The sequence below is a fragment of the Seonamhaeicola sp. S2-3 genome (assembly GCF_001971785.1).
Taxonomy (GTDB): Bacteria; Bacteroidota; Bacteroidia; order Flavobacteriales; family Flavobacteriaceae; genus Seonamhaeicola.
The window spans coordinates 3105925-3131119 of record NZ_CP019389.1 but is presented as its reverse complement, the minus strand read 5'-3'; the positions used below and the strand labels follow the sequence as shown (position 1 = coordinate 3131119).

22 protein-coding genes are annotated in these 25195 nt (G+C 32.8%); 11 read left to right on the top strand and 11 right to left on the bottom strand.

Annotated elements, in window-relative coordinates; translation table 11 throughout:
* The first annotated feature begins 32 nt into the window (after window positions 1-32).
* The 4 genes from BWZ22_RS13690 to BWZ22_RS13680 all read left to right on the top strand — a co-directional run bounded on the left by BWZ22_RS13690 (window position 33) and on the right by BWZ22_RS13680 (window position 3128).
* The gene (locus BWZ22_RS13690; RefSeq protein ID WP_076700892.1) at window positions 33-692 is read left to right on the top strand and encodes a hypothetical protein; all 660 of its coding nucleotides are present in this window, start codon (window positions 33-35) and stop codon (window positions 690-692) included.
* A gap of 23 nt (window positions 693-715) precedes the next feature.
* On the top strand, window positions 716-1273 hold the full coding sequence (locus tag BWZ22_RS13685) for a hypothetical protein (protein WP_157607979.1): 558 nt from the start codon (window positions 716-718) through the stop codon (window positions 1271-1273).
* 642 nt (window positions 1274-1915) lie between these two features.
* Window positions 1916-2056 carry a hypothetical protein gene (locus BWZ22_RS16690; RefSeq protein WP_157607978.1) on the top strand — a complete coding sequence of 47 codons (141 nt, stop codon included), beginning with the start codon at window positions 1916-1918 and terminating at the stop codon, window positions 2054-2056.
* A gap of 472 nt (window positions 2057-2528) precedes the next feature.
* Window positions 2529-3128 carry a hypothetical protein gene (locus BWZ22_RS13680; RefSeq protein WP_157607977.1) on the top strand — a complete coding sequence of 200 codons (600 nt, stop codon included), beginning with the start codon at window positions 2529-2531 and terminating at the stop codon, window positions 3126-3128.
* Between the two features lie 222 nt (window positions 3129-3350).
* Here BWZ22_RS13680 and glyA read toward each other — a convergent pair whose 3' ends face one another.
* Window positions 3351-4625, bottom strand: coding sequence for a serine hydroxymethyltransferase (gene glyA, locus BWZ22_RS13675; protein ID WP_076700884.1), 1275 nt, complete (start codon window positions 4623-4625; stop codon window positions 3351-3353).
* A 214-nt stretch (window positions 4626-4839) separates the two neighbouring features.
* On the opposite strand from glyA, the gene fahA reads away from it, so the two are divergent.
* Window positions 4840-6120 (top strand): fumarylacetoacetase, encoded by a 1281-nt coding sequence (gene fahA, locus BWZ22_RS13670; protein ID WP_076700881.1) that lies wholly within the window; start codon window positions 4840-4842, stop codon window positions 6118-6120.
* 98 nt (window positions 6121-6218) lie between these two features.
* Window positions 6219-7397, top strand: coding sequence for a hypothetical protein (locus tag BWZ22_RS13665; RefSeq protein WP_076700878.1), 1179 nt, complete (start codon window positions 6219-6221; stop codon window positions 7395-7397).
* An 84-nt stretch (window positions 7398-7481) separates the two neighbouring features.
* Here the strand turns inward: BWZ22_RS13665 and BWZ22_RS13660 are convergent, their stop codons facing one another.
* The 4 genes from BWZ22_RS13660 to ytxJ all read right to left on the bottom strand — a co-directional run bounded on the left by BWZ22_RS13660 (window position 7482) and on the right by ytxJ (window position 10722).
* Entirely contained in the window at window positions 7482-8105 is a 624-nt protein-coding gene (locus BWZ22_RS13660; protein WP_076700876.1) for a bifunctional 2-polyprenyl-6-hydroxyphenol methylase/3-demethylubiquinol 3-O-methyltransferase UbiG, read from the bottom strand.
* 143 nt (window positions 8106-8248) lie between these two features.
* Entirely contained in the window at window positions 8249-9937 is a 1689-nt protein-coding gene (locus BWZ22_RS13655; RefSeq protein ID WP_076700873.1) for an RluA family pseudouridine synthase, read from the bottom strand.
* Window positions 9924-10274, bottom strand: coding sequence for a gamma-glutamylcyclotransferase (locus BWZ22_RS13650; protein ID WP_083692364.1), 351 nt, complete (start codon window positions 10272-10274; stop codon window positions 9924-9926). The genes BWZ22_RS13655 and BWZ22_RS13650 overlap by 14 nt, the downstream gene beginning before the upstream one ends.
* Window positions 10275-10332: 58 nt before the next feature.
* On the bottom strand, window positions 10333-10722 hold the full coding sequence (gene ytxJ / locus BWZ22_RS13645) for a bacillithiol system redox-active protein YtxJ (RefSeq protein WP_076700868.1): 390 nt from the start codon (window positions 10720-10722) through the stop codon (window positions 10333-10335).
* A gap of 157 nt (window positions 10723-10879) precedes the next feature.
* Between ytxJ and clpB the strand changes: the two genes are divergently transcribed.
* From clpB to deoD, 4 genes are all read left to right on the top strand, one after another.
* Window positions 10880-13486, top strand: a complete 2607-nt coding sequence (gene clpB / locus BWZ22_RS13640; RefSeq protein ID WP_076702524.1) for an ATP-dependent chaperone ClpB — start codon at window positions 10880-10882, stop codon at window positions 13484-13486.
* Window positions 13487-13886: 400 nt separating this feature from the next.
* Entirely contained in the window at window positions 13887-14531 is a 645-nt protein-coding gene (gene deoC / locus BWZ22_RS13635; RefSeq protein WP_076700865.1) for a deoxyribose-phosphate aldolase, read from the top strand.
* Between the two features lie 161 nt (window positions 14532-14692).
* Entirely contained in the window at window positions 14693-15364 is a 672-nt protein-coding gene (gene deoC, locus BWZ22_RS13630) for a deoxyribose-phosphate aldolase (protein ID WP_076700863.1), read from the top strand.
* 3 nt (window positions 15365-15367) lie between these two features.
* Window positions 15368-16066, top strand: coding sequence for a purine-nucleoside phosphorylase (deoD, locus tag BWZ22_RS13625; RefSeq protein ID WP_076700860.1), 699 nt, complete (start codon window positions 15368-15370; stop codon window positions 16064-16066).
* Here the strand turns inward: deoD and BWZ22_RS13620 are convergent.
* The 5 genes from BWZ22_RS13620 to BWZ22_RS13600 form a co-directional block, all read right to left on the bottom strand.
* Window positions 16063-16908: a biotin-dependent carboxyltransferase family protein gene (locus BWZ22_RS13620; protein ID WP_076700858.1), complete on the bottom strand. Its 846-nt coding sequence runs from the start codon at window positions 16906-16908 to the stop codon at window positions 16063-16065. The genes deoD and BWZ22_RS13620 overlap by 4 nt on opposite strands.
* Window positions 16901-17632, bottom strand: a complete 732-nt coding sequence (gene pxpB, locus BWZ22_RS13615) for a 5-oxoprolinase subunit PxpB (protein WP_076700855.1) — start codon at window positions 17630-17632, stop codon at window positions 16901-16903. Before pxpB ends, BWZ22_RS13620 begins: the two co-directional genes overlap by 8 nt.
* Window positions 17633-17637: 5 nt before the next feature.
* Complete coding sequence (pxpA, locus tag BWZ22_RS13610; RefSeq protein ID WP_076700853.1) at window positions 17638-18378, bottom strand: 5-oxoprolinase subunit PxpA; 741 nt, start codon at window positions 18376-18378, stop codon at window positions 17638-17640.
* A 93-nt stretch (window positions 18379-18471) separates the two neighbouring features.
* Window positions 18472-21711: a S41 family peptidase gene (locus tag BWZ22_RS13605; protein ID WP_076700850.1), complete on the bottom strand. Its 3240-nt coding sequence runs from the start codon at window positions 21709-21711 to the stop codon at window positions 18472-18474.
* 87 nt (window positions 21712-21798) lie between these two features.
* A complete protein-coding gene (locus BWZ22_RS13600) occupies window positions 21799-22911 on the bottom strand; it encodes a DUF2891 domain-containing protein (protein WP_076700848.1) in 1113 nt (370 codons plus the stop codon).
* A 118-nt stretch (window positions 22912-23029) separates the two neighbouring features.
* On the opposite strand from BWZ22_RS13600, the gene BWZ22_RS13595 reads away from it, so the two are divergent.
* Window positions 23030-23551: a DUF5004 domain-containing protein gene (locus BWZ22_RS13595; protein ID WP_076700845.1), complete on the top strand. Its 522-nt coding sequence runs from the start codon at window positions 23030-23032 to the stop codon at window positions 23549-23551.
* A gap of 74 nt (window positions 23552-23625) precedes the next feature.
* Here the strand turns inward: BWZ22_RS13595 and BWZ22_RS13590 are convergent, their stop codons facing one another.
* Entirely contained in the window at window positions 23626-25164 is a 1539-nt protein-coding gene (locus BWZ22_RS13590) for a YifB family Mg chelatase-like AAA ATPase (protein ID WP_076700843.1), read from the bottom strand.
* Window positions 25165-25195 lie beyond the last annotated feature (31 nt).

The window sequence follows — 25195 nt, the reverse complement described above, 5'->3', positions numbered from 1 at the left end:
AAATTTTCTGTCTCAACAAAAAATAAAACATCATGAAAACACTAAGCAAAATTCTCATACTGGCATTATGTTTGAGCCCTTTTTTAGGACAGGCGCAGTTTGTGCCCCAAAAAACTAAGATTGAAAAACCGACGAATATCTCGACCAAGGTCAACGTAAAAAGCAAAATACCAACGCTTAAGAAAGCTGATCTTAAAAAACTACAATCATCTAAATTAGACTTATCAAACGCTACACCTCTAAAAGTCAGCAAAGAACTTTTAACGCTTCCAAGCAGAAAAACATACCGCATCACACCAAAAAAACCATACGATAATGGTTTAAGCTTTGGTTTTTTCGGCAGTTATTCAATAGAAGCCTTTACGGTTAGCCCAAGACTTAGTGGCCAAACCAGTAATGCTTACTCACGAAATGAATATTATACTTACAGCGGATTTATAATGTTCAATGCCAGAGCAGGAAAAGAATACAGGGTTAAAATAGAACTTAAAGACGTTAGAGGCTCTGGTAAAATTACTATTGAGAATCAGACATCAAGTGTTAGCAGTTCTAACTCTACTATCAATTATATATTTAGAGCTGATTCTAATGGTCAATATGTTATTGCATTAAGTCCCTACGAACGCAACGGCGCTATCAACCCAGAGGATTTTAAGATAACATCCGTTCAAATTGATGAGATTGAAGGATAGAAACTTCATAAAAACCTTTAATAATGCGTATTTTCTTCTTGCTTCTTGCGTTAATGTTATTGCCTGTTATGGCGCAATCACAGATTTTGCCCAACCAGAAAACTCCTGTCAAGCGTCTAACCATAAAGGAGAAAACATTTACTTTAGCTGCGGTAAAAAATAACATCAGCAAAAAAAAGAATTGCTATGAAATGGCCGTTACGGTAAATTTTATAGAAAAGCCTCTAAACAGTAATTTTAAAAGTGGGCCCGAGTTGGGCTATGCCACAGCCCTGGTAAAGCAGGAAAGCAATTATCTTAGAAGCAATTTATTATTGTTGCGCTCTGGTCACGATTTTTCTGGAGCAAGAGGCAATAATTTTGAAATCATCCTACGCCCAAAATCTAATGGTGATTTTGACCCCAACCAAGTGAAAATTACCTGGCGTTTTCCCGATATTGGTCTCAAAGCTTTCATGCTTGAAAATGTGCATATTCAAACTGACAGCTATGGTGCCACGTTAACGGGTGATGCTGTGGTGGACGGTAAAAAACTGTTAGCTGTAAGCATTGCCATTGGCGAAATAAGGTGTATGTTATAATGAAAACCCTGTGCGGACTTACAACAAAAAATGGATGTTTAGTTAAGAGCCATGCACAACTACCTTTTCATTAAACATTTCTATTTCAAATTCTTTTATGGTTTTATACTCCAAATTGGAGTGTATTTTTTTAGAAAATAGGCTCCATATAAATTATAGGATATGGCTATTAAGCTGAAGCAATCTCTACATTATTAAGGCTACACATTCTTGAGACTGCGTCGTCGTGCCTCCTCGCAGTGACGCGTCTCGATACGATTATTCTGCTCTTTTTAGTTAAGCAGAATAATCTACTCGACATGACGAGCAAGAGCTAGTTAATAACATTCCTATACTCTATTAATAAATCCTGTACCCGCCAGTTCGAGTGAATAAAACCTATACCGTCAGTTCGCGTTTCGATACATTTTTGCTACTGCTACCGTGTAGCAAAAACACTCAACATGACGATTTGCGACGCAGGAGCAAATTGTATCGAGAACTCGACGTGACGGCTGGGTCATTGCTAACCTTTCGACAGGGCTCAAGACAAGCTGTAGTGAAGCAATCTCTTGCTGATAAATGAAGAGACTGCTTCGTCGCTGTGTTCCTCGCAGTGACGTATGGTAGGGAGATTACTTCGTCGCTGCGCTCCTCGTAATGATGATACCATTATGTTACACATTTTATAGCTTAAAAGCCCAAAACGTAAACATACCCGATACTAATTTTAAAAACTATTTAGTAGTAGAACCCACTATTAACCCCAACGCTGATGATGAAATTCAAGTCTGTGATGCATAGGTTTAAATTAATTATTTTTAACAATCTATAAACAGCACAACTAATTGATATAGAATATTTTATAAATTTAACGAAGTTAGTTTATTCTTATAACCAACTCTCTTCATAAGATCTTAGCAACAATACAAATTTGAAATATTTAGATTGCTACAATAACCAACTTACAGTTTTTAATGTTGTAAACAGAAACAATAATTGTGAAGTAGTAAAGCTTTGTTAATAATAATTTTTAAGATTGCTTTTCCTGAAGAAGATTAATTTTTCTACTAAAAATACTTAAACAAGAACTACATATAATTTATTTAGTTTAAAACTTGTTTATAAGTTAGGTACAAACACATATTTACTTTAGTAAGAAAATTCTATTTTAGTTTATCAACAGATATAAATCACTTGTACTGAACTTGTTTCAGTATTGAAACTGATTTATATCCTTAATGTTATGCTTAATAAAACCAAAATATGCATTGAAATGAATGAAATTCTTGAACTAATTAAAAGTACTGGAGTCATTATTGCTTCTGTTGTTGCTATTTGGGGAATAAACAGTTGGCGCAGAGAAACAAAATGGAAAAGGCAATATGAATTAGCTGAAGAAGTTTTGGCTAGCTTATACGAATCTCATCACGCTATAAAAGTTATTAGAAGTCCAATTGGATTTGGTAACGAAGGTTCTTCAAGACCTAAAAACGAAAATGAAACACCTCAAGAAACTGAGATTTACAATCAGGCATATGTCGCGAGAGAAAGATTTGAAAGAAATAAAAAACCTTTAGAAAAGTTACATACTTTAAAATATAGATTCATAGCTCTTCACGGTAAAGAATTTGAAGAACATTTCGACAAGTTTAGACAAACAATGAATAAAATATTTTTCGCATCAGACCAAATTGCGATGGTTAAACTCGGGCAATATGGAGAGGATAAAAAACTAATCAGGGATATATTAAAAGAAAGCAGATCAGATTTATATGCCCAAATACGAGGTGACGATAAAATTGAAAAAGAATTACAAAAAGCGATGGAAATTATTGAAGCTAAATGTCGATCTATTATTGGAAAAAATAACTAGGTACAACAATTTATAACCACAACTTCAAAACAAAACCTACCTTAAGAGTTTAAAAACAAGTTTGCAAATAAGTGCGTTAGGGATTGCAGCAAGTTACCGTGTAACGCGGAAAGCCCGACCCGATAGGGTAACGCCCAAAAACAAAAAAGCCTGAAAATAAATTTCAGGCTTGATGTTATATTGAAATGCTAAAAATAAATTCAGCATATCTTAAGTTTAAATTTATGCTACAAATAATGGTTTATCTGCCATCATAGCATTTACTTTGTCTTTTATAGTTTCTAAAACAGCTTCGTTTTGGTGGTTTGTAACAACCTCATCAATTAAATCTGCAATAGTAACCATATCTGCTTCCTTTAAACCACGCGTAGTAACGGCAGCTACTCCTAAACGGATACCAGAGGTTACAAATGGCGATTTATCATCAAACGGTACCATGTTTTTGTTTACGGTAATATCTGCTTTTACTAAAGCTTCTTCGGCTTCTTTACCAGATACGTCTTTATTACGTAAATCTATTAACATACAGTGGTTATCTGTTCCGCCAGAAATAATGTTATAATCTTTATTTACTAAAGCTTGTGCTAACGCAGCAGCATTCTTTTTAACTTGTAATTGGTAATGTAAAAACTCATCTGTTAAGGCTTCTCCAAATGCAATGGCTTTGGCTGCTATAATATGCTCTAATGGCCCTCCTTGGTTACCAGGAAAAACAGCAGAGTTTAATAAAGACGACATTTTACGTAGTTTTCCGTTTTTTAATTTTAAACCAAATGGATTATCAAAATCTTCACCCATCATAATCATACCGCCTCTTGGTCCGCGTAAAGTTTTATGAGTTGTTGTGGTTACAATATGACAGTGTGGAATAGGATCATTTAAAATACCTTTTGCAATTAATCCTGCAGGGTGTGATACATCTGCCATTAATATAGCGCCTACGCTATCGGCAATTTCTCTAAAACGTTTAAAATCAATATCACGAGAATAAGCTGAAGCTCCCGCAATAATTAATTTTGGTTGTTCTTTGGTTGCTATTTCTTGTATTTTATCATAATTTAAAACACCTGTTTCCTGCTCTACTCCGTAAAATACCGGACTGTATAATTTACCTGAAAAGTTAACTGGAGAACCGTGTGTTAAATGCCCACCGTGAGATAAATCGAATCCTAAAAATTTATCACCTGGTTTTAAACAAGCTGCAAAAACAGCTGTATTTGCCTGACTACCAGAGTGTGGTTGTACATTTACGTATGCCGCTCCAAACAATTCTTTAGCTCTATCTATAGCTATTTGCTCTACTTCATCTACAACTTCGCAACCACCGTAGTAACGTTTTCCTGGGTACCCTTCGGCATATTTGTTAGTTAAAACAGAACCTGCTGCTTCCATTACTTGGTTGCTCACAAAGTTTTCTGATGCTATTAGTTCTATACCGTGTAATTGACGCTCTTTTTCAGCTTCAATAAGTTCAAAAATTTGTTCGTCGCGTTGCATAAAATTAAATTATGGTTAATTATGCGGCAAAAATAGGAAATAGAATAGTTTTTAGCACCAAAAAATGTATAATTACAAATAAGTTTTAAACGGTTTTATTAACCATTTCAACAATTTTTAAATTTTATTGGTTTTAAGGTAATTTTTATATTAAAATCAAAAAAATTATGTAGGTTTGAAAAGAAATCAATAATCATAAAATAAGAAAAACGTTATGCCGTTATCAGCTAACAATCCAGATAGAAAATCGTGGTTACACGTAGATAAGCATTCAGATTTTCCCATTCAGAATATTCCTTTTGGTGTATTTTTAACCAGAGATGATATTATTACCATTGGTACACGTATTGGTGATACTGCCATAGATTTAGGTGCTTTACACCAATTAGGCTACTTTGATGGTATTCCTTTAACCGATGATATTTTTCTTCAAGACACGTTGAACGATTTTATTGCTGACGGAAGAAAAACATGGCGTGCCGTAAGAAACCGTATTGCCGAAATTTTTGATGCTGATAATGATACGCTTAAAAATAATTTAAAACACAAGGAAATTGTATTATTTCGTTTAGATGAAATAGAAATGCAATTACCTGTTGAAATTGGGGATTATACCGATTTTTATTCTAGTATGGAACATGCCACTAACGTAGGTACCATGTTTAGAGATCCAGATAACGCCTTATTACCTAATTGGCTACACATTCCTGTTGGGTATCATGGTAGAAGCTCATCTATAATCCCATCAGGTATTCCGGTACATAGACCACAAGGACAAACACTACCAAATGGTGCTAAAGAACCTGTTTTTGGCCCCAGTAAATTAGTAGATTTTGAACTTGAAATGGGTTTCATTACTACAGATGCTAATGATTTAGGGGAACCCATTCCTATAGATGAAGCTGAAGAATATATTTTTGGATTAGTATTACTAAACGATTGGAGTGCTCGCGATATTCAAAAGTGGGAATATGTACCATTAGGACCGTTTTTAGCTAAAAACTTTGCTACCTCTATTTCTCCATGGATTGTAACATTAGACGCTTTAGAACCTTACCGTGTTGAGGGGCCTAAACCTTTAAAAAAACAATTGCCTTATCTACAAAGCAAAGGCGCAAAAAGTTTCGATATTAATTTAGAAGTTTCTATTCAACCTAAGGGTGCTAAAGAAACCGTAGTTAGCAAGTCTAATTTTAAATATATGTATTGGAACATATCGCAACAATTAGCGCATCATACCATTAATGGCTGTCCTGTAAATTCTGGCGATTTAATGGGAAGTGGTACCATTTCTGGTCCTACCGAAGATAGCTACGGCTCTATGTTAGAGTTAACTTGGAAAGGTGAAAAACCTCTAAAAATGAAAGATGGCACTGAACGTAAGTTTATTAATGACCATGATACCGTAATAATGAGAGGTTATTGTGAAAATGATGGTACCCGAATTGGTTTTGGTGAAGTATCTACTAAATTACTACCAATTTACAAAAAATAAAACACTCATTATACATATACTTATAAACGTAATGCCAAATTTTTATAAATTTGGCATTACTATTGAAACACCCTCCCCATAACCTAAAATTTTAACCTATGAAAAAACTACTACTTTTTTCTACTATAATTACATTGGTATTTGCTTGTAGTGCTAAAAAGCAAGTAGAACAAGCCGTAAATACTGGTAATTATGACCAAGCCATTACTACTGCACTACAAAAGTTAAGCACTAACAAAAACAAAAAACGTAAAGCTGAATATGTAGTAATGCTTCAAGATGCATATCATAAATCTGTAGAACGCGATTTAAACACCATAAAGCATTTAAAAAAAGATAATAACCCAGAACTATTAAAAAATATTTTTGAGCTGTATTTAGATTTAAATGCTAGACAAGAAACTATAAAACCTATTTTACCACTGTATGTTAATGGTAAAAACGTTACATTTAATTTTAATGATTATAGTGATGATATAGCTAAAAGTAAAGCAAAACTATCTGATTATTTATATGAAAAAGGTATTAATTTATTAGAATCTGATGATAAATACACCATTAGAGAAGCTTATAATACTTTGCAGTATTTAGATGATATAAATCCTAATTTTGAAACCACTCGCCATTTATTAAACGAGGCTCATGCCAGAGGCACTCACTACGTTTTAGTATCAATAAACAACCAAACCCAGCAAGTAATTCCTCAGCGTTTAGAAGATGATTTATTGAATTTTAATACCTACGGATTAAATCAGTTTTGGACGGTATATCACGCCAACCCAAGTAAAGAGATTACTTATGATTTCTCAATGCAGTTGCAACTTAAACAAATAAACATTTCACCAGAACGTGTTAAGGAACGTGAATATATTAGAGAACGTGAAATTGTTGATGGGTTAAAATACAAAAAAGACGTCAATGGAAATGTTGTAAAAGATAGTTTGGGTAACGATATTAAAATTGACAACATTATTAAAGTAAAAGCCCGTATGTATGAAGTGATACAAACCAAAGAAACTCAAATTATTGCCGATGTTGTTTATACCGATTTAAAAACAAAACAACTTATTGACGAATTTAGTTTTGATAGTGGTTATGTATTTGAAAACGTTTATGCAAGATACCGTGGCGATAAACGTGCACTAGAAAAAGAAGACTTACTTTTACTTGATAACAGACGCATGCCCTTCCCTACCAACGAACAAATGGTATATGACACCGGCGGAGACCTAAAAGCTAAACTTAGAAATATTATTGCTAATCAACGGTTTAATTAAATATAAAAAACGCTCTTGGGCGTTTTTTTATTTGAATTACGTTAAAAAGTACTGATAATAGGCTATTACAATCACAATTAATTGTTATTTAATTTTAGTCTTTTTTCCAATAAATCGTATCACTTTACTTAACCCATTATGGTAATCACCTTCATTTAATTCTACTGCAACCTCTTCCAGTTTAATAATTTCAAATTCTGGAAAATCATTTTTAATAGATTCTATTGAAAAGAGCATTTCAATTTTATTAGGGCCTCCTAATCTCGGATTTTTATTTCGTAATGGTAAATGATTTTTACTAAATCCTTCAAGGATAATAATTCCCTCATCCACTATTAAGTCTGCAATTTTCCTATGATAACTTGTTGAAATTTCTGGTGGAAAATGAGCAAAAATCAAAGCAGCTACATCATATTTTTGATTAACAATATCTAAGTCAAATAAATTTCCAATGTCATATTTTATTTCTACATTTTGTTTTTTTGCAAGTTTTAAAGCCTTGTTCTTACCTTCAATACTTATATCAAACGCTGTAACATCAAGACCTTTTTTTGCAGCAAATACAGCATTTCTGCCTTCTCCTTCTGCAGGTAATAATATTTTGCCCTTAAACTGATATTTGTTTAATGTATCCTTAAAAAACGCATTAGGATTTATTCCATAAGCATAACTACTACTTGAATATCTTTTATCCCACATTTCAATCATTTTGTGCTTATTTTAATTTGATTACCAGCAAAATTGAGGTGTTTTTTTAAACAATACACAACATAATTGCATATTGATTAGTTGTGTAATTTAAACACCAAATTTAGCAAATACAAACCGATTATAGTAGTACTAAAATTTAACTAAAAAGGCGCTTTACAAACTATTTTAAGTTGTTTTTTAGTAACCGGATGTTCAAACTCCAGTTGTTCTGCATGTAAATATAAACGGTTGGCTTTAGTGCCGTATAAATCGTCACCTACAATAGGCATATTTAGTCCATTACTATGGGCAGCATGCACACGCAACTGATGCGTTCTACCTGTAATGGGATAAAAGTGAATTCTGGTTGTTCCGTTTTCTACAGCAACAACCTCAAACTTTGTTTTGGCGGGTTTTCCGTGTTCATAACACACCAACTGTTGTGGTCGGTTATCTAAATCTACTCGCAGAGGTAAATCTATAATGCCTTTTTTAGTTTTTAATTCGCCATCTAATACAGCTACGTAGCGTTTTTTAACCGTTCGGTTTATAAACTGTTTTTGCAGATTTTTATGCGTTTTTTCGTTTTTAGCCACCAATAAAATACCAGAAGTTGACATATCTAATCTATGTACCAAAACAGGCTTATTATTGGGTAAATACTGTTGCATTTTAGTTTGAACAGAATCTAATTGCGTTTTTCCAGGTACCGATAAAAATTCATGCGGTTTGTTTACCAACAACAAATAATTGTCTTCATATAAAATCTCTAAAGGTTTCTCGTGTTTTTTTACTTCTAAAATAGGGTTATTTTCTACATTTAGCCCCTGCATCATATGTCCTAAAATAGGCTCACACTTGCTACGGCAAGACGGATAAAACTGCTTATGTTTACGTACTTCAGATTTTGGTGAAGCCCCCCACCAAAACTCTGCCATTGCTATAGGTTTAAAGTTTTGTTGATAGGCATACTGAAACAACTTGGGCGCTGCACATTCACCGGCTCCTGCTGGCGGAATTCTAACAGTGGTGTTTTTAAAAATATCTAATAAATCTTTGCTTTCGCCTTTATAATTTAAAAATGAATACTGCTGATGTAATTGCTTTTGAAGTGCTGAAGATTGTACGCGGCGTTTTTCTTTTAAAGCATTTAAAGTAGACTCTATCTTATCAAAATGAGATTGGGCTTCTTCAATTTTAAGTTTCCAATCATTTTTTAAATCTTTTAATCTAAAATGATAGTAAATACTTTGTTTTTTAAGTTCTTCTAATAAATTTTGATAGGCTTCTACCGAAAGATTATTGACTTCAGATTCTCGTAATTTATTACGTGCTGTTTTCTTTTCTTTAATGGTTTGTTTTAACGCTTTTAATTCGGCATCATAAGTTTTTAAACAAGCTTCTAAATTGTTTTTTGCAGCATGATACGCTTCCGAATTTTCTAAAACTTCAATTGCTCTATTAATATCATTTAATTCCTGTTCACCAATTTTATAAAAACCTTCGGGATTTAACGTATCATAAACCGTAGGTACAAACCCTTTATGCTGATTACTTTCGGCTAGTTTTCCTGAAAAAGCAGCTAAATAACCCAAATTATCGGCTTCATCTTTAACCACCATCACACCAAACATTTTTCCTATTACTAAGCCTTCGGCATTGGGTTTTAATCCAAAATTATGATTAAAATTTGCTTCATTTTCAAGGTAATTTTGCAAATCTTTAGCTGCTAAAACACTTAACTCATGCGGTGTGTAATAAAACGGAAAGGTAAATTGTGCTGGTAAAGCTATCTCTTTTTTTAATTGAAGCGGATGAAAAAGGGTATCTGTAAATTTAGGATTGAGCATCTTTTAAAAAATCTCCGGAAACTATACGGTTTTGTTGGTTTACTTTTTGGTTGTAAAGATACACCCAAGCATTGTAAACATGATTATTATTTGCAAAAACTGTTACTTTTTTACGTATAAAGAGGCTTTCTTTGGGCTTATTAGCATTAAAACCTTCGTAATCATCTAATACATCAAATATAGTTTTAGTTGTATTAAGCTGTACCAAAGTACCGTAAACTTTATGAGTTTCATTGTTACTTAAAACGTCTCCTGGAAACCATGATATTTTATATAATTTGCCAATAAAGTAACCTTTTGAAATTACAGTTGCTTGGGCTCTTAAAAATGCAGACATGTTATTATTTACGTTTTGCAACAATGTGCCGTAAACAAAAAGATAATCTGTATTCAAATTAGATATAATTTTCTAATGATATTTCGTTAATAGCACCATGAGAAGCGTGTGCAACGGTTTGTCCGTTCTTTATAACCAATATTTGTGGTGACTCGTGCAATACCTGAAACTTATACCCAACCTCATTTGATACGTCTCTGTAGTTTAATAAATCTAGGTAATACAAATCTAAATCGGTTTCTGTTAAATTATAAGCATCAACAAACTGGTTCATTACCATACGGCTAATACCACAGCGTGTTGAATGTTTAAAAATAACTTGTGCTTTGGTTTTCGATTTTTCTTCAATATCATTTAACTGCTCTAAGTTCTTTAAAGCAATCCAAGGTAAAATTTTTTCTTCTTTTGGTTCACTTGAACCACCAAATATCTTGTTTAATAATCCCATTTTTTGTATTTTATAATGATAAGTCGAAACTAATAGCAAATCTTACAAACTGACTAAAAGTCAGTAAAACAAAGACTTTAAAAGACATTTTGTCTTACAAAAATCATTGGTAAGATTATTGACCTATAGAAGTTGTAAAGAAAATAAATTTAACGATATGAACTTTAATAATTATACAATAAAATCACAGGAAGCCATACAACAAGCGCAACAAATAGCGCAAGGTTATGGCCACCAACAAATAGAAAACGAACACATTTTTAAAGCCATTTTTGAGGTTGATGAAAACGTATTACCATTCATTTTAAAAAAACTGAATGTAAACATTTCTATATTACAACAAGCATTAAACAAACAACTAGAGAGTTTTTCTAAAGTTTCTGGTGGTGAAATAATGCTATCTAGAGAAGCTGGTAAATCGCTTAACGAAGCCTCTATAATTGCTAAAAAAATGAAAGACGACTTTGTGTCTATTGAGCATTTAATACTTGCTGTATTTAAATCTAACAGCAAAATAGCACAAATGTTAAAAGACCAAGGCGTAACCGAAAAAGGTTTAAAAGCAGCTATAGAAGAATTGAGAAAAGGCGAAAATGTAACATCTCAAAGTCAAGAAGACACCTACAACTCATTAAACAAATACGCTAAAAACTTAAATCAATTAGCTAAAGATGGTAAACTAGATCCTGTTATTGGACGCGATGAAGAAATACGAAGAATACTTCAAATTTTATCTCGTAGAACCAAAAACAACCCTATTTTAGTGGGCGAACCAGGAACTGGTAAAACCGCCATTGCCGAAGGTTTAGCACACCGAATTATTGATGGTGATATTCCCGAAAACTTAAAAGAAAAACAAATTTTCGCACTAGATATGGGCGCACTTATTGCTGGCGCTAAGTATAAAGGTGAGTTTGAAGAACGTTTAAAAGCCGTTATAAAAGAAGTTACTTCTAGTGATGGCGATATTGTATTGTTTATTGACGAGATTCATACTTTAGTTGGTGCAGGTGGCGGACAAGGTGCTATGGATGCCGCTAATATTTTAAAACCAGCATTAGCGCGTGGTGAATTAAGAGCTATTGGTGCTACAACCCTCGATGAATATCAAAAATATTTTGAAAAAGATAAAGCTCTAGAACGTCGTTTTCAAAAAGTTATGGTAGATGAACCAGATACCGAAAGTGCCATTTCTATACTTAGAGGTATTAAAGAAAAATACGAAACACACCATAAAGTACGCATTAAAGACGAAGCTATTATTGGAGCTGTTGAACTTTCAACACGCTACATTACAAACCGTTATTTGCCTGATAAAGCCATTGATTTAATGGATGAAGCTGCATCTAAATTGCGTATGGAAATAAATTCTAAACCAGAAGAACTTGATGTTTTAGATAGAAAAATAATGCAGTTAGAAATTGAAATTGAAGCCATTAAACGCGAAAAAGATGAAAGCAAATTAAAATCGTTACGTGCAGATTTAGCCAATTTAAAAGAAACTCGCAATGAAATTAATGCCAAATGGAAAAGCGAAAAAGAAGTAGTAGATAATATTCAAAACACCAAACAGAATATTGAAAACTTCAAATTAGAAGCTGAACGCGCCGAACGTGAAGGCGATTATGGTAAAGTAGCAGAGTTACGCTACGGAAAAATTAAAGAAGCTCAAGAACAGCTTGAAGCACTACAAAAACAGCTACAAGAACAAGCTGAGAATTCTTTGATAAAAGAAGAGGTAACTTATGATGATATTGCTGAAGTTGTAGCCAAATGGACAGGTATTCCTGTTACAAAAATGCTACAAAGCGAGCGCGAGAAATTACTAAAACTTGAAGATCAGTTACACAAACGTGTGGTAGGACAAGAAGAAGCTATTGAAGCAGTAAGTGATGCTGTTAGACGTAGTCGTGCTGGTTTACAAAATCCTAAAAAACCTATCGGAACCTTCTTATTCCTTGGTACTACAGGCGTTGGTAAAACCGAATTAGCAAAAGCTTTAGCAGAATATCTGTTTGATGATGAAAATGCCATGACCAGAATTGATATGAGCGAATACCAAGAACGTCATGCTGTAAGCCGTTTAGTTGGTGCACCTCCAGGATATGTTGGCTATGATGAAGGCGGACAGTTAACAGAAGCAGTGCGTAGAAAACCATATTCTGTAGTGCTTTTAGATGAAATTGAAAAAGCTCACCCAGATACCTTTAACATTTTACTACAAGTATTAGATGAAGGACATTTAACTGATAATAAAGGACGCGTTGCAGATTTTAAAAACACCATTATTATTATGACTTCTAATTTAGGAAGTAATGTAATACATGAGCGTTTTGAAGCCACAAAAGATATAGATTCTGCCATTGAAGCTGCAAAACTAGATGTGTTGGCGTTATTAAAACAAAGCGTTCGTCCAGAATTTTTAAACAGAATTGATGATACTATTATGTTTACTCCTTTAAGCAAAGAAAATATAATAGAAATTGTAGGGCTTCAACTTAAAAATGTAACAAAAATGCTAGCGCAACAAAACATTACATTTGATGCTACTCAAGAGGCTATTGATTATTTAGCTATAAAAGGTTACAATCCAGAATATGGTGCAAGACCCGTAAAAAGAGTTATTCAAAAAGAAGTACTTAACGCTTTAAGCAAAGAAATATTAGCAGGAAAAGTAACTACAGATAGTATCATTTTATTAGATGCCTTCAATGAAAAATTAGTATTTAGAAACCAAAATAATTTGGTTACTGAAAAACTATAAAAACAAAATAAACTGTTGTAACAATTAATAAGTACAACAGTCTATTAGTTGGTTGGTTAGTTAAAAAAGCAATCTGAATCAATTTTGACGATGATTGCTTTTTTTTTTGGTTAAAACCTATCAGATTAACCAGTAACATTAACCCCTCCTATAGATTAAAACATCTAAAATACCGTTTAAAATCATAAAAAATAGTTAAAATACAATATTTTGAAAATAAACTAGTTAAAAATTAAAGATTGTAATTCATCGAAAATGTTTCTATAATCCAATATTTCATAATAATAATTTATAACTTAGTGTAAAATATTTAGTCCCCAAACTCTATATTTTATTAATAATTAATAGCACCTATTTTATCTCTTATTTAGTAAAATAGACAAAAAACCTACTTATAAAAATGAATATTTTTGAACACATTGAATTAACTCAATTAAATCCTAGTACCACAGAACGTGATATTATAGACCTCTGCCTAGAAGCAAAAGAACGGCAAGTTTATTCTATTTGTATCAATAGTTCATATGTTGCCCTAAGTAAAGAACTTCTAAACAACAGTAAAGTAAAAATTTGCTCTGTTGTTGGTTTTCCTTTTGGAAACGTTGACACAAAATCTAAAATACACGAAGCCAAAACTGCTATAAAAAATGGTGCCGAAGAAATTGATATGGTTATCAACTTAGGTCTATTAAAAAGTAAAAACTACGTTTCTGTGCTAAAAGATATTACTGATGTTAAACTTGCAATTGGAGAGGTTCCTCTTAAAGTCATTCTAGAAGTATCAGAATTAAATAAAAATGAAATCTTAAAAGCCTGCCAAATATGTATGGATGCTAAAGTAGATTTTATAAAAACCTCTACTGGATTTTCTAAAGGTGGCGCTACTTTAACTGTGGTAAAAATTATTAAAAAAACCATTAAAGGTGCTATTAAAATTTGTGCATTTCATGGTATTGATAATGAAGAAACCGCCATTAAATACTTTGACACAGGCGTTCATAGAATAGGCGTTACACCAGATTTTAAAACCTCTGAAGTGGTTTAGATAAAAAGAAAAGAATTAAAAAAGGCTATATTGAAAAATATAGCCTTTTTTAATTCTCAAAACTGATTTTAATCATAGTTTATAACACATAAAAAGAAGCAAATTTGTATCTTTAAAGCTAATACTTATTTCTATAAAATAACTTTAAATTTATTACTGTTTTGAAACTTCTAAACACCTACATAGACCACACACTACTTAAACCCACCGCTACTAAAAACGACATTATTAAACTTTGCGATGAAGCTAAACAATATCGATTTTTTTCGGTATGTGTAAACAGTTGCTACGTAGCGTTAGCTAAAAAACAATTAAAAGGTACCGATGTAAAAGTATGCAGTGTAATTGGGTTTCCGTTAGGAGCCATGTCTACCGAAGCTAAAGTAGCAGAAACTAAAGCAGCCTTAAATGATGGCGCCGATGAAATTGATATGGTTATTAATGTTGGTCTTTTAAAAAGTAAAGATTTTGATGCCGTTTGGAAAGACATTGAGTCTGTAAAATCTAGTATGCCCAATAACGTTTTAAAAGTTATATTAGAAACCTGTTACCTAGAAGAATTAGAAATTATAAAAGCCAGCGAATTAGCCATACAAAGTGGTGCCGATTTTATAAAAACATCTACTGGATTTGGAACTGGTGGAGCCACAATTGATGATGTAAAACTTATGAAAAGTGTTTGTAAAACATGTGTTAAAATTAAAGCCTCTGGCGGTATTAGAGACACAAAAACAGCTTTAGAATACATTAACTTAGGTGTTGATAGAATAGGAACCTCTTCTGGAATTGCTATTGTTGAAGGCTCTTCAAATTCATCAAATTCAAATTATTAAATTATGAGCGTACACATTGAAGCTAAAAAAGGGGATATAGCAGAAACCATTTTATTACCTGGAGATCCGTTACGTGCTAAATGGATTGCTGAAACTTTTTTTGATAATCCAGTTTGCTTTAATAAAGTTAGAGGTATGTTGGGTTATACAGGCACCTATAATGGTAAAAAAATATCAGTAATGGGTACTGGCATGGGGGTACCTTCTATCTCAATTTATGCTCATGAATTAATAACCGAATACAACGTTAAAAACCTTATTAGAGTTGGTAGTGCAGGGTCTTATCAAAAACATATTAAAGTAAGAGATGTTGTTTTAGCTATGGCAGCCTCTTCTAATTCTGGTGTAAACGAATTACGCTTTGGAGGTGCAGACTATGCGCCTACTGCTAATTTTGAATTATTTCAAAAAGCTGTTGAAGCAGCAAAAAGCAAAAACATTCCTATTAAAGCTGGTAATGTTTTTACATCAGATGAGTTTTATGCTGATGATTTTGAATCTTATAAAAAATGGTCAAAATTCGGAGTATTATGTGTAGAAATGGAAACAGCAGGATTATATACTGTGGCTGCTAAACACAATGTAAATGCACTGACCATTTTAACAATTTCTGACTCTTTAGTTACTGGCGACAGATTATCTAGCAAAGACAGAGAAACTACTTTTAAAGATATGATAGAAATTGCCTTAGAATTAGCTTAAACCAATTGAAATAAAACAGCTTGATTAGTATATTTTTGTGCTAATAAATTAATAGCACTTTCTTTTAATTGCAACACTCTAGGATACCCGCCTGTAGTTTGGCAATCTCTCATTAAAACAATAAGATTACCCGATGGAGTTAATTGCACCGTTCCCGGCAATACAGGCGAAGTTATAATAGGCTTTAAATTATTTTCTAGGAGCTCATTGAATTGATATGCCATTCTATTATTATTTTTTGAAATGGTAAACTCTGTATTTAATAATTGATTTTTTTGCTTTTTAGAAAGCATATCAAACTCAGGACCTTTAAAAACTTCCAATGTTTTTAAATTGAAATAATCAAAGTTAATTTTAATAGAAGCATTGTAGTTTCTTAATAAATTATTTGCAGTTGAAATTTTTAAAACATCGCCTTTTTCTAGTTTCTTTTTTTTAGTAATTCCAGAATACATACTATAACTGTGCATCACTTGTTCTGTTTGGAATCCGTCTTTAACTGCTACATATGCCCTAATTCCTTGTTTTAAACTTCCAAAAGAAAGAATATCGCCAGATTTTACCATCATGGGTTTATTATTAGAAAAAAGACTATTGTTTAATTTAGCCGATAAATTAGCTCCAGTAACACAAATGGTAGTAGTACATTGAAACTGCAATTTGGGTCCTTGCATTGTAATTTCTAAAACTGGTAAATCTGGAGAATTTCCTAAAATAGCATTAGCCAAAGTTGCTGCTTTCCTATCCATAACTCCTGAATATGGCACTCCATACTCTTGAAAACCAATTCTACCAAAATCTTGTATTGTAGAATAAATTCCCGGTGCTAAAACGTTAATCATTAACCACCTCACTTTCTAATTGATAAACACCAGCATCAACCAATATTTTAATATCTTGATGTTCTTTTAAAGAAATAGGATAAAATTGAATTACATCTCCTGCACTAGCAAAACAGGGAATTTTATTTTTTATATTAAAAAAGTTAATGGGAGAATTACCAATAATATTCCACCCTCCCGGGCTTTCATTAGGGTAAACTCCTGTTTGATTTCCGCCTATAGCAACAGCTCCTTTTTCAACCTTTAATCTTGGTGTATCTTTTCTTGGAGTATATAAAACCTCGTTTAAACCACCTAAATATAAAAACCCAGGTAAAAACCCTATAAAATATACTGTATATAAAGCTTGTGAATGCAGTTTAATCACCTCATTAACCGACAAGCCTTTAGCTTCTGCAAGCGTTTTTAAATCTATACCAAAACTAAAATCATAACACACGGGTATTTTCCATAATTTATAGTGGGTCTTAGTTTCTTTAGAATCTTTATTATAAATACTTTTTAAAGCTTCAACTTCTTTATCAAAATCAATTACAGACTCCTTAAAACTAACTAACATAGAACAATAAGCATGCGTTATTTCTAGTACACTATCATGTTTAATTTCAAGTATTTTATGTTTGAAATTTAAAACATCATAAAGAATGTCTTTGCTAATTTTTTGTGGCCATTCAATTAAAATAGCAAACGCTCCATATAGCCTATAAGTAAGTTGATAAGACATAAATACTACTGAATTTTTATATGGTTTTTAACCAAAAACTTATGTAGTTTTTCAACCAATTTTATGGCATTTTCATTATCTCCATGTACACAAATGGTATTTACTAAAATAGATTGCTCTTTACCTGTTACAGTGGTAACCTTTTTATTTGTAACCATTTTTAGAACATGTTCTTTCATTACTTCATCATCAGTTATTAAAGCATTGGGGGTTTTTCTAGAAACTAAACTTAAATCGTCATTATAATTTCTATCAGCAAAAGCTTCATAGGTAATAGAAATATCATTTTCTAGAGCCAGTGCCGCAATTACCGATTTATAAGGCACATACAATTGCACCGGATACTGCATACTCTTAATTAGCTCAATAACTACACCGGCTACTTTTTTACTAACAGCAGCCAAGTTATACAATGCTCCGTGAGGTTTTATATGGTGTAAAGTAGCATTTTCAGAATGCAACACCTCTAACAAATTTGATAATTGATGTTTTAAAGAAGTATATAACGCGGCACATGATATGTCCATTTTCACACGACCAAAGTTTTCTTTATCAGGAAACGATGGATGTGCGCCAATTTTAACCTTATGAGCCTTAGCTAACTTTACTACCTTACGCATAGTATCTTCATTACCTGCATGACCTCCGCAAGCAATATTGCAAGAAGATAGATAAGGCAGTAATTTAGACTCGTTACCTATACCCTCACCTACATCGGCATTTATATCTACTGAATAAAGATACATAACAGCGAATTTAATTAATGCTTTAACGCTAATAAAAGTACATTAATTATAAAAATTACAGCCCAAAAACATTATTTAAATTGCTGTTTTCAACTATTTTAATTGACTTAACAATTCATCAACCGCTTTTTTAAGTTGCATATCTTTATTTTTAGCTTTATCATCTGGACTGTTATATACCACAATATCTGGTACAGCAGGTCCTAATTCCATATTAGATTTTGTTGCTTTAACATACCAACCTCTAAAAGGCATTCTTACAAAAGAACCATCTATTAAACGGGTAGCACCTGTTGAAATAACCGCTCCAAAAGTAGGCACTCCAACTAAAGTACCAATTCCCAAAGTTTTATAAGCATGCGAAAAAATTTCGGCATTAGAGTAGCTATTCTGGTTACATAACGCTATAGAAGGCTTTGTCCATGCTGCTAATGGTAATCGTTCACTATAAGGATAATGATTAATGAATTTTGTTTGTTCTTTTTCTAAATTTTTGGCTGCACCTCTAGGTACGGTGTAAGCGTGTTGTTTTACGTTTAATACTGCCATTAAATAATCTGTTGTCCATCCGCCACCGTTAAATCTCACATCTATAACAATACCTTCTTTTCCTAATCCTGCAGCTGTAAGTTCACGCTCAAATCGTTCAAAACTAGTCCAATTCATACCTTGAATATGAATATACCCCAACCTACCATTAGAATATTTTTCGGTTAAGCGTTTACGTTCCTTAACCCAAGCATTATAATTTTGGGTACGGTTACTACTAGTTGGTCTAATTACAATTTCTTTTGTTGTACCACCTCTATTGACTTCTAAATAAATTTTTTCATTAGTAGTTCCTTCTAAAAGGCTATAAACATTTACGTTTTTATCTAAACTATACCCATTTACAGAAGTAATAACATCTCCTAACAACAACTTGCTAAAACTTCTGTCACTAGGCATTGCAGGAACAATTGCAACTACTTTTAAATGCCCGTTGGTTGTTGGTTCAAACTCTACGCCTAATAAACCTGTACGCTCATAATCTAAATCTTCTCTGGTTTCTACACGGTAAAGCCCCATATGGCTAGCATTAATTTGCCCTAGCATTTTATTGAAGATAGATTGAAAATCATGACGTGTAGAGGCATTTAAAGCTAAAGGCTCGTAAGTTTTTCTTAATTGTTCCCAATTTTGACCATGAAAATTAGGGTCATAAAATCCATCATTAATAGCTTTCCAAGCTTCATTAAATATTTGCTGTGATTCTATGTTGTAATCTATATCTAATTTTGCAGTAAATGATAAGGTTTCACTTTTAGAACTCCCCATATTGATACTAGATAAACTACCACCTCTTTTAGTTAAGTAAATTTTAGAAAGTTTTTTATCTGTAGTAATATTTGATGGTCTGGTATTGTTAGAAGTGATTCCTTTTTTGTCTTTTCCATTCCATTTTATTTTAAATAAATCAGATTCAACCTCGGCATTTCCCCTACCACCATTACCAGTGGTATAGTAAATGGTTTTAGAATCTTTTGAAAATAACCTACCAAACTCTCCACCTACAAAAGAAGTTACTTGTACTTGACGCTCATGTATATCATCAAAATCAATAATTACATCGGCTACTTTAGAAGATTCACTTTTTTTGTTTTTACTATCCTTTTTAGCTTCATTTTTAGTTTTAGCTTTTTGGTTTTCATCAACTTCTTCTTCCCAATCTTGTGTTGTTTTCTCCCAATCGGCTTTTGTTAACCAGGTAAACCATACATCATAATCGTTATTATTTCTATTTGAAGAAAACATCAATTTCTTTCCGTCAGGACTCCACACTGGGCCTCTATCTTGCTTGGGGTGCATAGAAACATTTACCGGTTTCATACTATTATCGGCTTTATGAATATAGATTTCAGAATTAAAATCTAAATCGCTTAAACTATACGCCAACCATTTTGAATCTGGAGACCAAGCCACTCCACTTGCTGAAGCCCACCCATCTAAAAGAGTTGTTTTTTTAGAAAGTTTTCCAGTGCTATCAATATTTGCGACAACCAATTTACCTCGCCCTAAGGTATAGGCTAAAAGTTTACCGTTAGGAGATAAAGTTAACCCACTTTCGTCATCATCAGTTTTAGTTATGCGTTCAATTTTGTGTTTTAGTGTTTTAAATAAATCTGATTCGTTTTCGTTATTAGATGTCACCTTATAAATATCTTTCTGTCCATCTCTATCAGACACAAAAAGCAACGTACTATCATTCAACCAAGTGGCATTGGTATCTCTATAAGATGATTTGGTAAGGTTTACAGTTCGTTTTTTATCTTTATTTGTTTCTCTAATAAAAATTTCACCGCGTATATTAATGGCTGCATATTTACCATTAGGAGAAATAGCAATATCATCAACATTATTAAAATAAGTTTTGTGTACAACAGGATTAAACCTATAATCTGAGGCTATGTTGATATTCACTTGTTTTTTAGCCTTTGTTTTGGCATTAACAATATAAACTTCATTGCCTTTTACAACAACCAATTCCTTTCCATTTCGGCTTATTTGAAATGAAAAAATGCCCATATCTTTAAAATTGGTGACTTGTGAAATAGCTCCTGCTTTGTTGCCATTATCATCAATACTTATTTGATGCACATTATATTTTCCGCTTTGTGAAGATTGAAAATAAATGGTGTGATTATCTCCCCATTGCGGGTAAAAATCGTTACCATCATAATTGGTTAGTTTGGTATAACTGTCGGTTTTAATATTGTATAACCAAACGTCTCTGTTAGCGGGTCCTTGATAAGCCTCTCTTTCAATTCTACAGCTTCCTTTTACAAATACAATAAATTTTCCGTTAGGTGATAGTGCTGCATCAAAACCTGTAGCATTTAAATAGCGCTTAGGTGTTCCACCTTTATCACTAACTATGTGCGTTTCGTATTCACTCTCTACTTGAGCAAAGTTTCTGCGTGTTGAAAATATTATAGAACCGTTTAAAGTATAATCTGTTATTATATCTGAAGCTGAATGATACGTAATACGTTTGGGAGTTCCTCCCTGTGCAGGCATTACAAACACGTCATTATTACCAAAACGCTCACTTATAAAGGCTATAGATTTACCATCTGCACTCCAAATGGGTTTGGTATCGTAAGCTTCATGTACTGTAAGTCTCTTAGGGTTTGAACCATCTACATTTGATGTCCAAATATCACCTTGATAATTAAAAGCTAAGGTTTGCCCATCTGGACTTATAGCTGGAAAATTAATTAATGGATTTTGGGCAATGCTAATGCTTGTAATAACATAAGCTACTAAAGAAAAAAGCTTTAATGGTAATTTCATTTTGAAAGGTTATTTTAGTTTTGCTCTAAAAATAAAGCTACTAAACCACAAAAGTGTAAAAATTAAAATATGTTTAACACTATTTATTTACAATTTGGAAGTGTTTAAAGCATAAATAGCAAAACTACCTAACCAGTGTCCGCCCATATAATCATCACCAAAAATACTAGGTAAAGAATGGTTTATATGCTGGTTTGCAATGTTTTTTAAGTGATTATATTCTGGCATTCCCTTAGAAATCTCGTATAAATTCCATGCGCGAGAAAAATTTAAACCATCTAAATGTACTAAATGACCATCGGTTCTATCTGAAACTATTCCAGGTTCTAAACTGTAATTTTTATCTTTTAATTGTGGCAAAAAAGTTTCTAACCAAGATTTATAATTTTCTGCTGGCAGCAAACGTTTCATTAATGCAGCTTCTTCTAAACAAGGCGATAAAAAATCACTTCCACTCGGCTCCCAACTCATTGGGCAGTTTTCATCATTTAAAAAGAAAAATAAGGCTTTGTCTTTAATTGCCGCTTTTAGCGCTTCATGATTGGTAGTTTTAGCATAATCATAAGCAAACGATAAACCAAAAGCTGTATTGCTATGTGTTCCTACTCTAAGGGCATAGTTAAGTTTTGGTAAATACTCTATGTATTTTTCACAAATGAGATCTGCTAAAGGTTGTAAGTTACGTTCTAAAACTCTGGCAGTTTCATCATCCCAAGTATGCAATTCTTCGGCTAACTTTAATAACCATGTCCATCCATAAGTACGCTCATAATTTTTATTATGTTTCCCTTTAAAATAGGCAACTTCGGCTTCTATATTTTCTTTTGAAATACTTTTAAGTAAACGTTCTTTAATTTCATCTGCCTTATCAAGCTTAGGAAATTGTTTTAATAAACTCACCAAACTCCAGTGCCCATGAACCGATGAATGCCAATCAAAACACCCATAAAACGCAGGATGCAGCACTGTTGGGGCTTTTAAATCTTCATCACTACCTAAGGTTTGAGACAAACGGTTGGGGTATTCTACATTTATACAATTTAGGGGCAATTCTGCCAACTTATTAGCTTGCTCTAAATTTAATATTGGTGCTTTAACAACAGTTATTGGTTCTTCTAATGCTATATCTACTTTCTCATCCTTAGTATTATTGCAATTAAAAATTGTAAAAACTGTACATAGTAGTATTAATTTTTTCATAAAAAATCTCTTTTGTTTGTAAATGAAGAAGTAAAATTACAGAAAATAAAATCACTTTCTTAACGCAACTATTTTATTAGATTCTCATCTAATTATTGAATTAAAAAAATATTGAATTATGAAAAAACCTATTTTATTTATTAAAAGTTTAATTTTTGCTAGTGTTTTATTTGTTGGTTGTGACAGTTCTGACGACATTGAATGCCCTGAAGCATTAACTGGTGAATTATCTGAAAAAGAAACCAGTTTTACAGGAACTTGGTCGCTTATAAGTGTTGTTACAGAAGATGAAATTGATTTAACCGATGATGACACCGATAACCCAACTACAGATTTATACAGTCAATTATCCGATTGTGAAAATGACATGGTTTACACTTTTGAAAACGATAGAACTTACACGCAATATTTAGGGAAAAATGCAGAAGATTGTGACTACCAACAAGAAATTACAGGTACATGGCAACTTACAGAGAACAATAATTTAGTATTTGTTACTAATTGTACTAGCGGAGGATATTCAATTGAATTTAATGAAGAAGAAACCGAATTTTCTTTTGAAAGTACTTATGACTTTACCGATGTTGATGGATATACTATTACCTCCAAAACAACATTTACTTACGGTAAGTCTATTTAAGTTTTCCTCTACATATAATAAAGAAAACGAAGCTTATGGCTTCGTTTTTTTGTTTAAAACATTTAGCATTTCATTTACCCCAACCAACCATCTCTATCTAAACTTCTGTATTGAATAGCTTCGCTAATATGAGCACCATTTATATGTTCAGAACCTTCTAAATCGGCAATAGTACGGGCTACTTTTAAAATTCTATCATAAGCTCTGGCTGATAAATTTAAACGCTCCATAGCCGTTTTTAAAAGTTGTTTAGAATCATCATTTAACACACAGTATTTTCTAATTTGCTTAGTATTCATCTGTGCATTGTAATGCACGCTTTCATTTTTTGCAAATCGTTTACTTTGAATATCTCTGGCAGCCGTAACGCGCTTTCTTATATCTACTGAAGATTCTCCTTTTCTGTCGTCACTCAACTTATCAAAAGGTACAGGTGTTACTTCAATATGAATATCAATTCTATCTAACAACGGACCAGAAATTTTACTTAAATACCGCTGCATTTCTGCGGGACTTGAAGTAACTGGAGCATCGGGGTCATTAAAATAGCCACTAGGACTAGGGTTCATACTAGCTACTAACATAAAAGACGACGGATAGGTTACGGTAAATTTTGCTCTAGAAATAGTAACTTCTCTATCTTCTAGTGGTTGACGCATTACCTCTAAAACACTGCGTTTAAACTCGGGTAATTCATCTAAAAATAAAACCCCGTTATGAGACAACGAAATTTCTCCAGGTTGCGGATATGCCCCTCCGCCTACGAGTGCAACATCACTTATAGTGTGATGAGGGCTACGAAACGGACGTTGCGCCATAAGCCCAGTGTTTTCCTTTACTCTACCAACTACAGAATGTATTTTGGTGGTTTCTAAAGCTTCTTGTAAAGTCATAGGTGGTAAAATACTTGGTAAGCGTTTTGCTAACATGGTTTTACCTGCTCCTGGAGGTCCTATTAAAATTATGTTATGTCCGCCAGCTGCTGCAATTTCCATGCACCGTTTTATACCTTCTTGTCCTTTTACATCGGCAAAATCGTGCTCTGGAAATTCTAGGTTTTTATAAAATTCTTTACGGGTATCAATAATGGTTTGTTCTAAGGCTTCGCCTTTATCAAAATAATTAATTACTTGTTTTATATTATCTACTCCGTAAACCTCTAAATCATTTACAATAGCGGCTTCTTTTGCGTTTTGCCTAGGAAGAATAAAGCCTTTAAAGCCCTCTTCTCTAGCTTTAATAGCAATGGGTAATGCACCTTTAATGGGTTGCAAACTTCCGTCTAAAGACAGTTCACCCATGATTAAATATTTATCTAAATTTTCTGCCTTAATTTGGTTAGAAGCTGCTAATATTCCAACAGCAAGGGTTAAATCGTATGCGCTTCCCTCCTTTCTTAAATCGGCTGGAGCCATGTTAATGGTTATCTTTTTACCTGGAATTTTATAACCATTGTTTTGAAGTGCTGCGGCAATACGGTAATTACTTTCTTTTATGGCATTATCGGGCAACCCTACTAAATGATAGCCCACACCTTTATTTACATTAACTTCAACGGTAATGGTTGTAGCTTCTACACCAAAAACGGCGCTACCAAATACTTTTTTAAGCATACCTAATTATATTTCCTGCTTAAATGTAAGA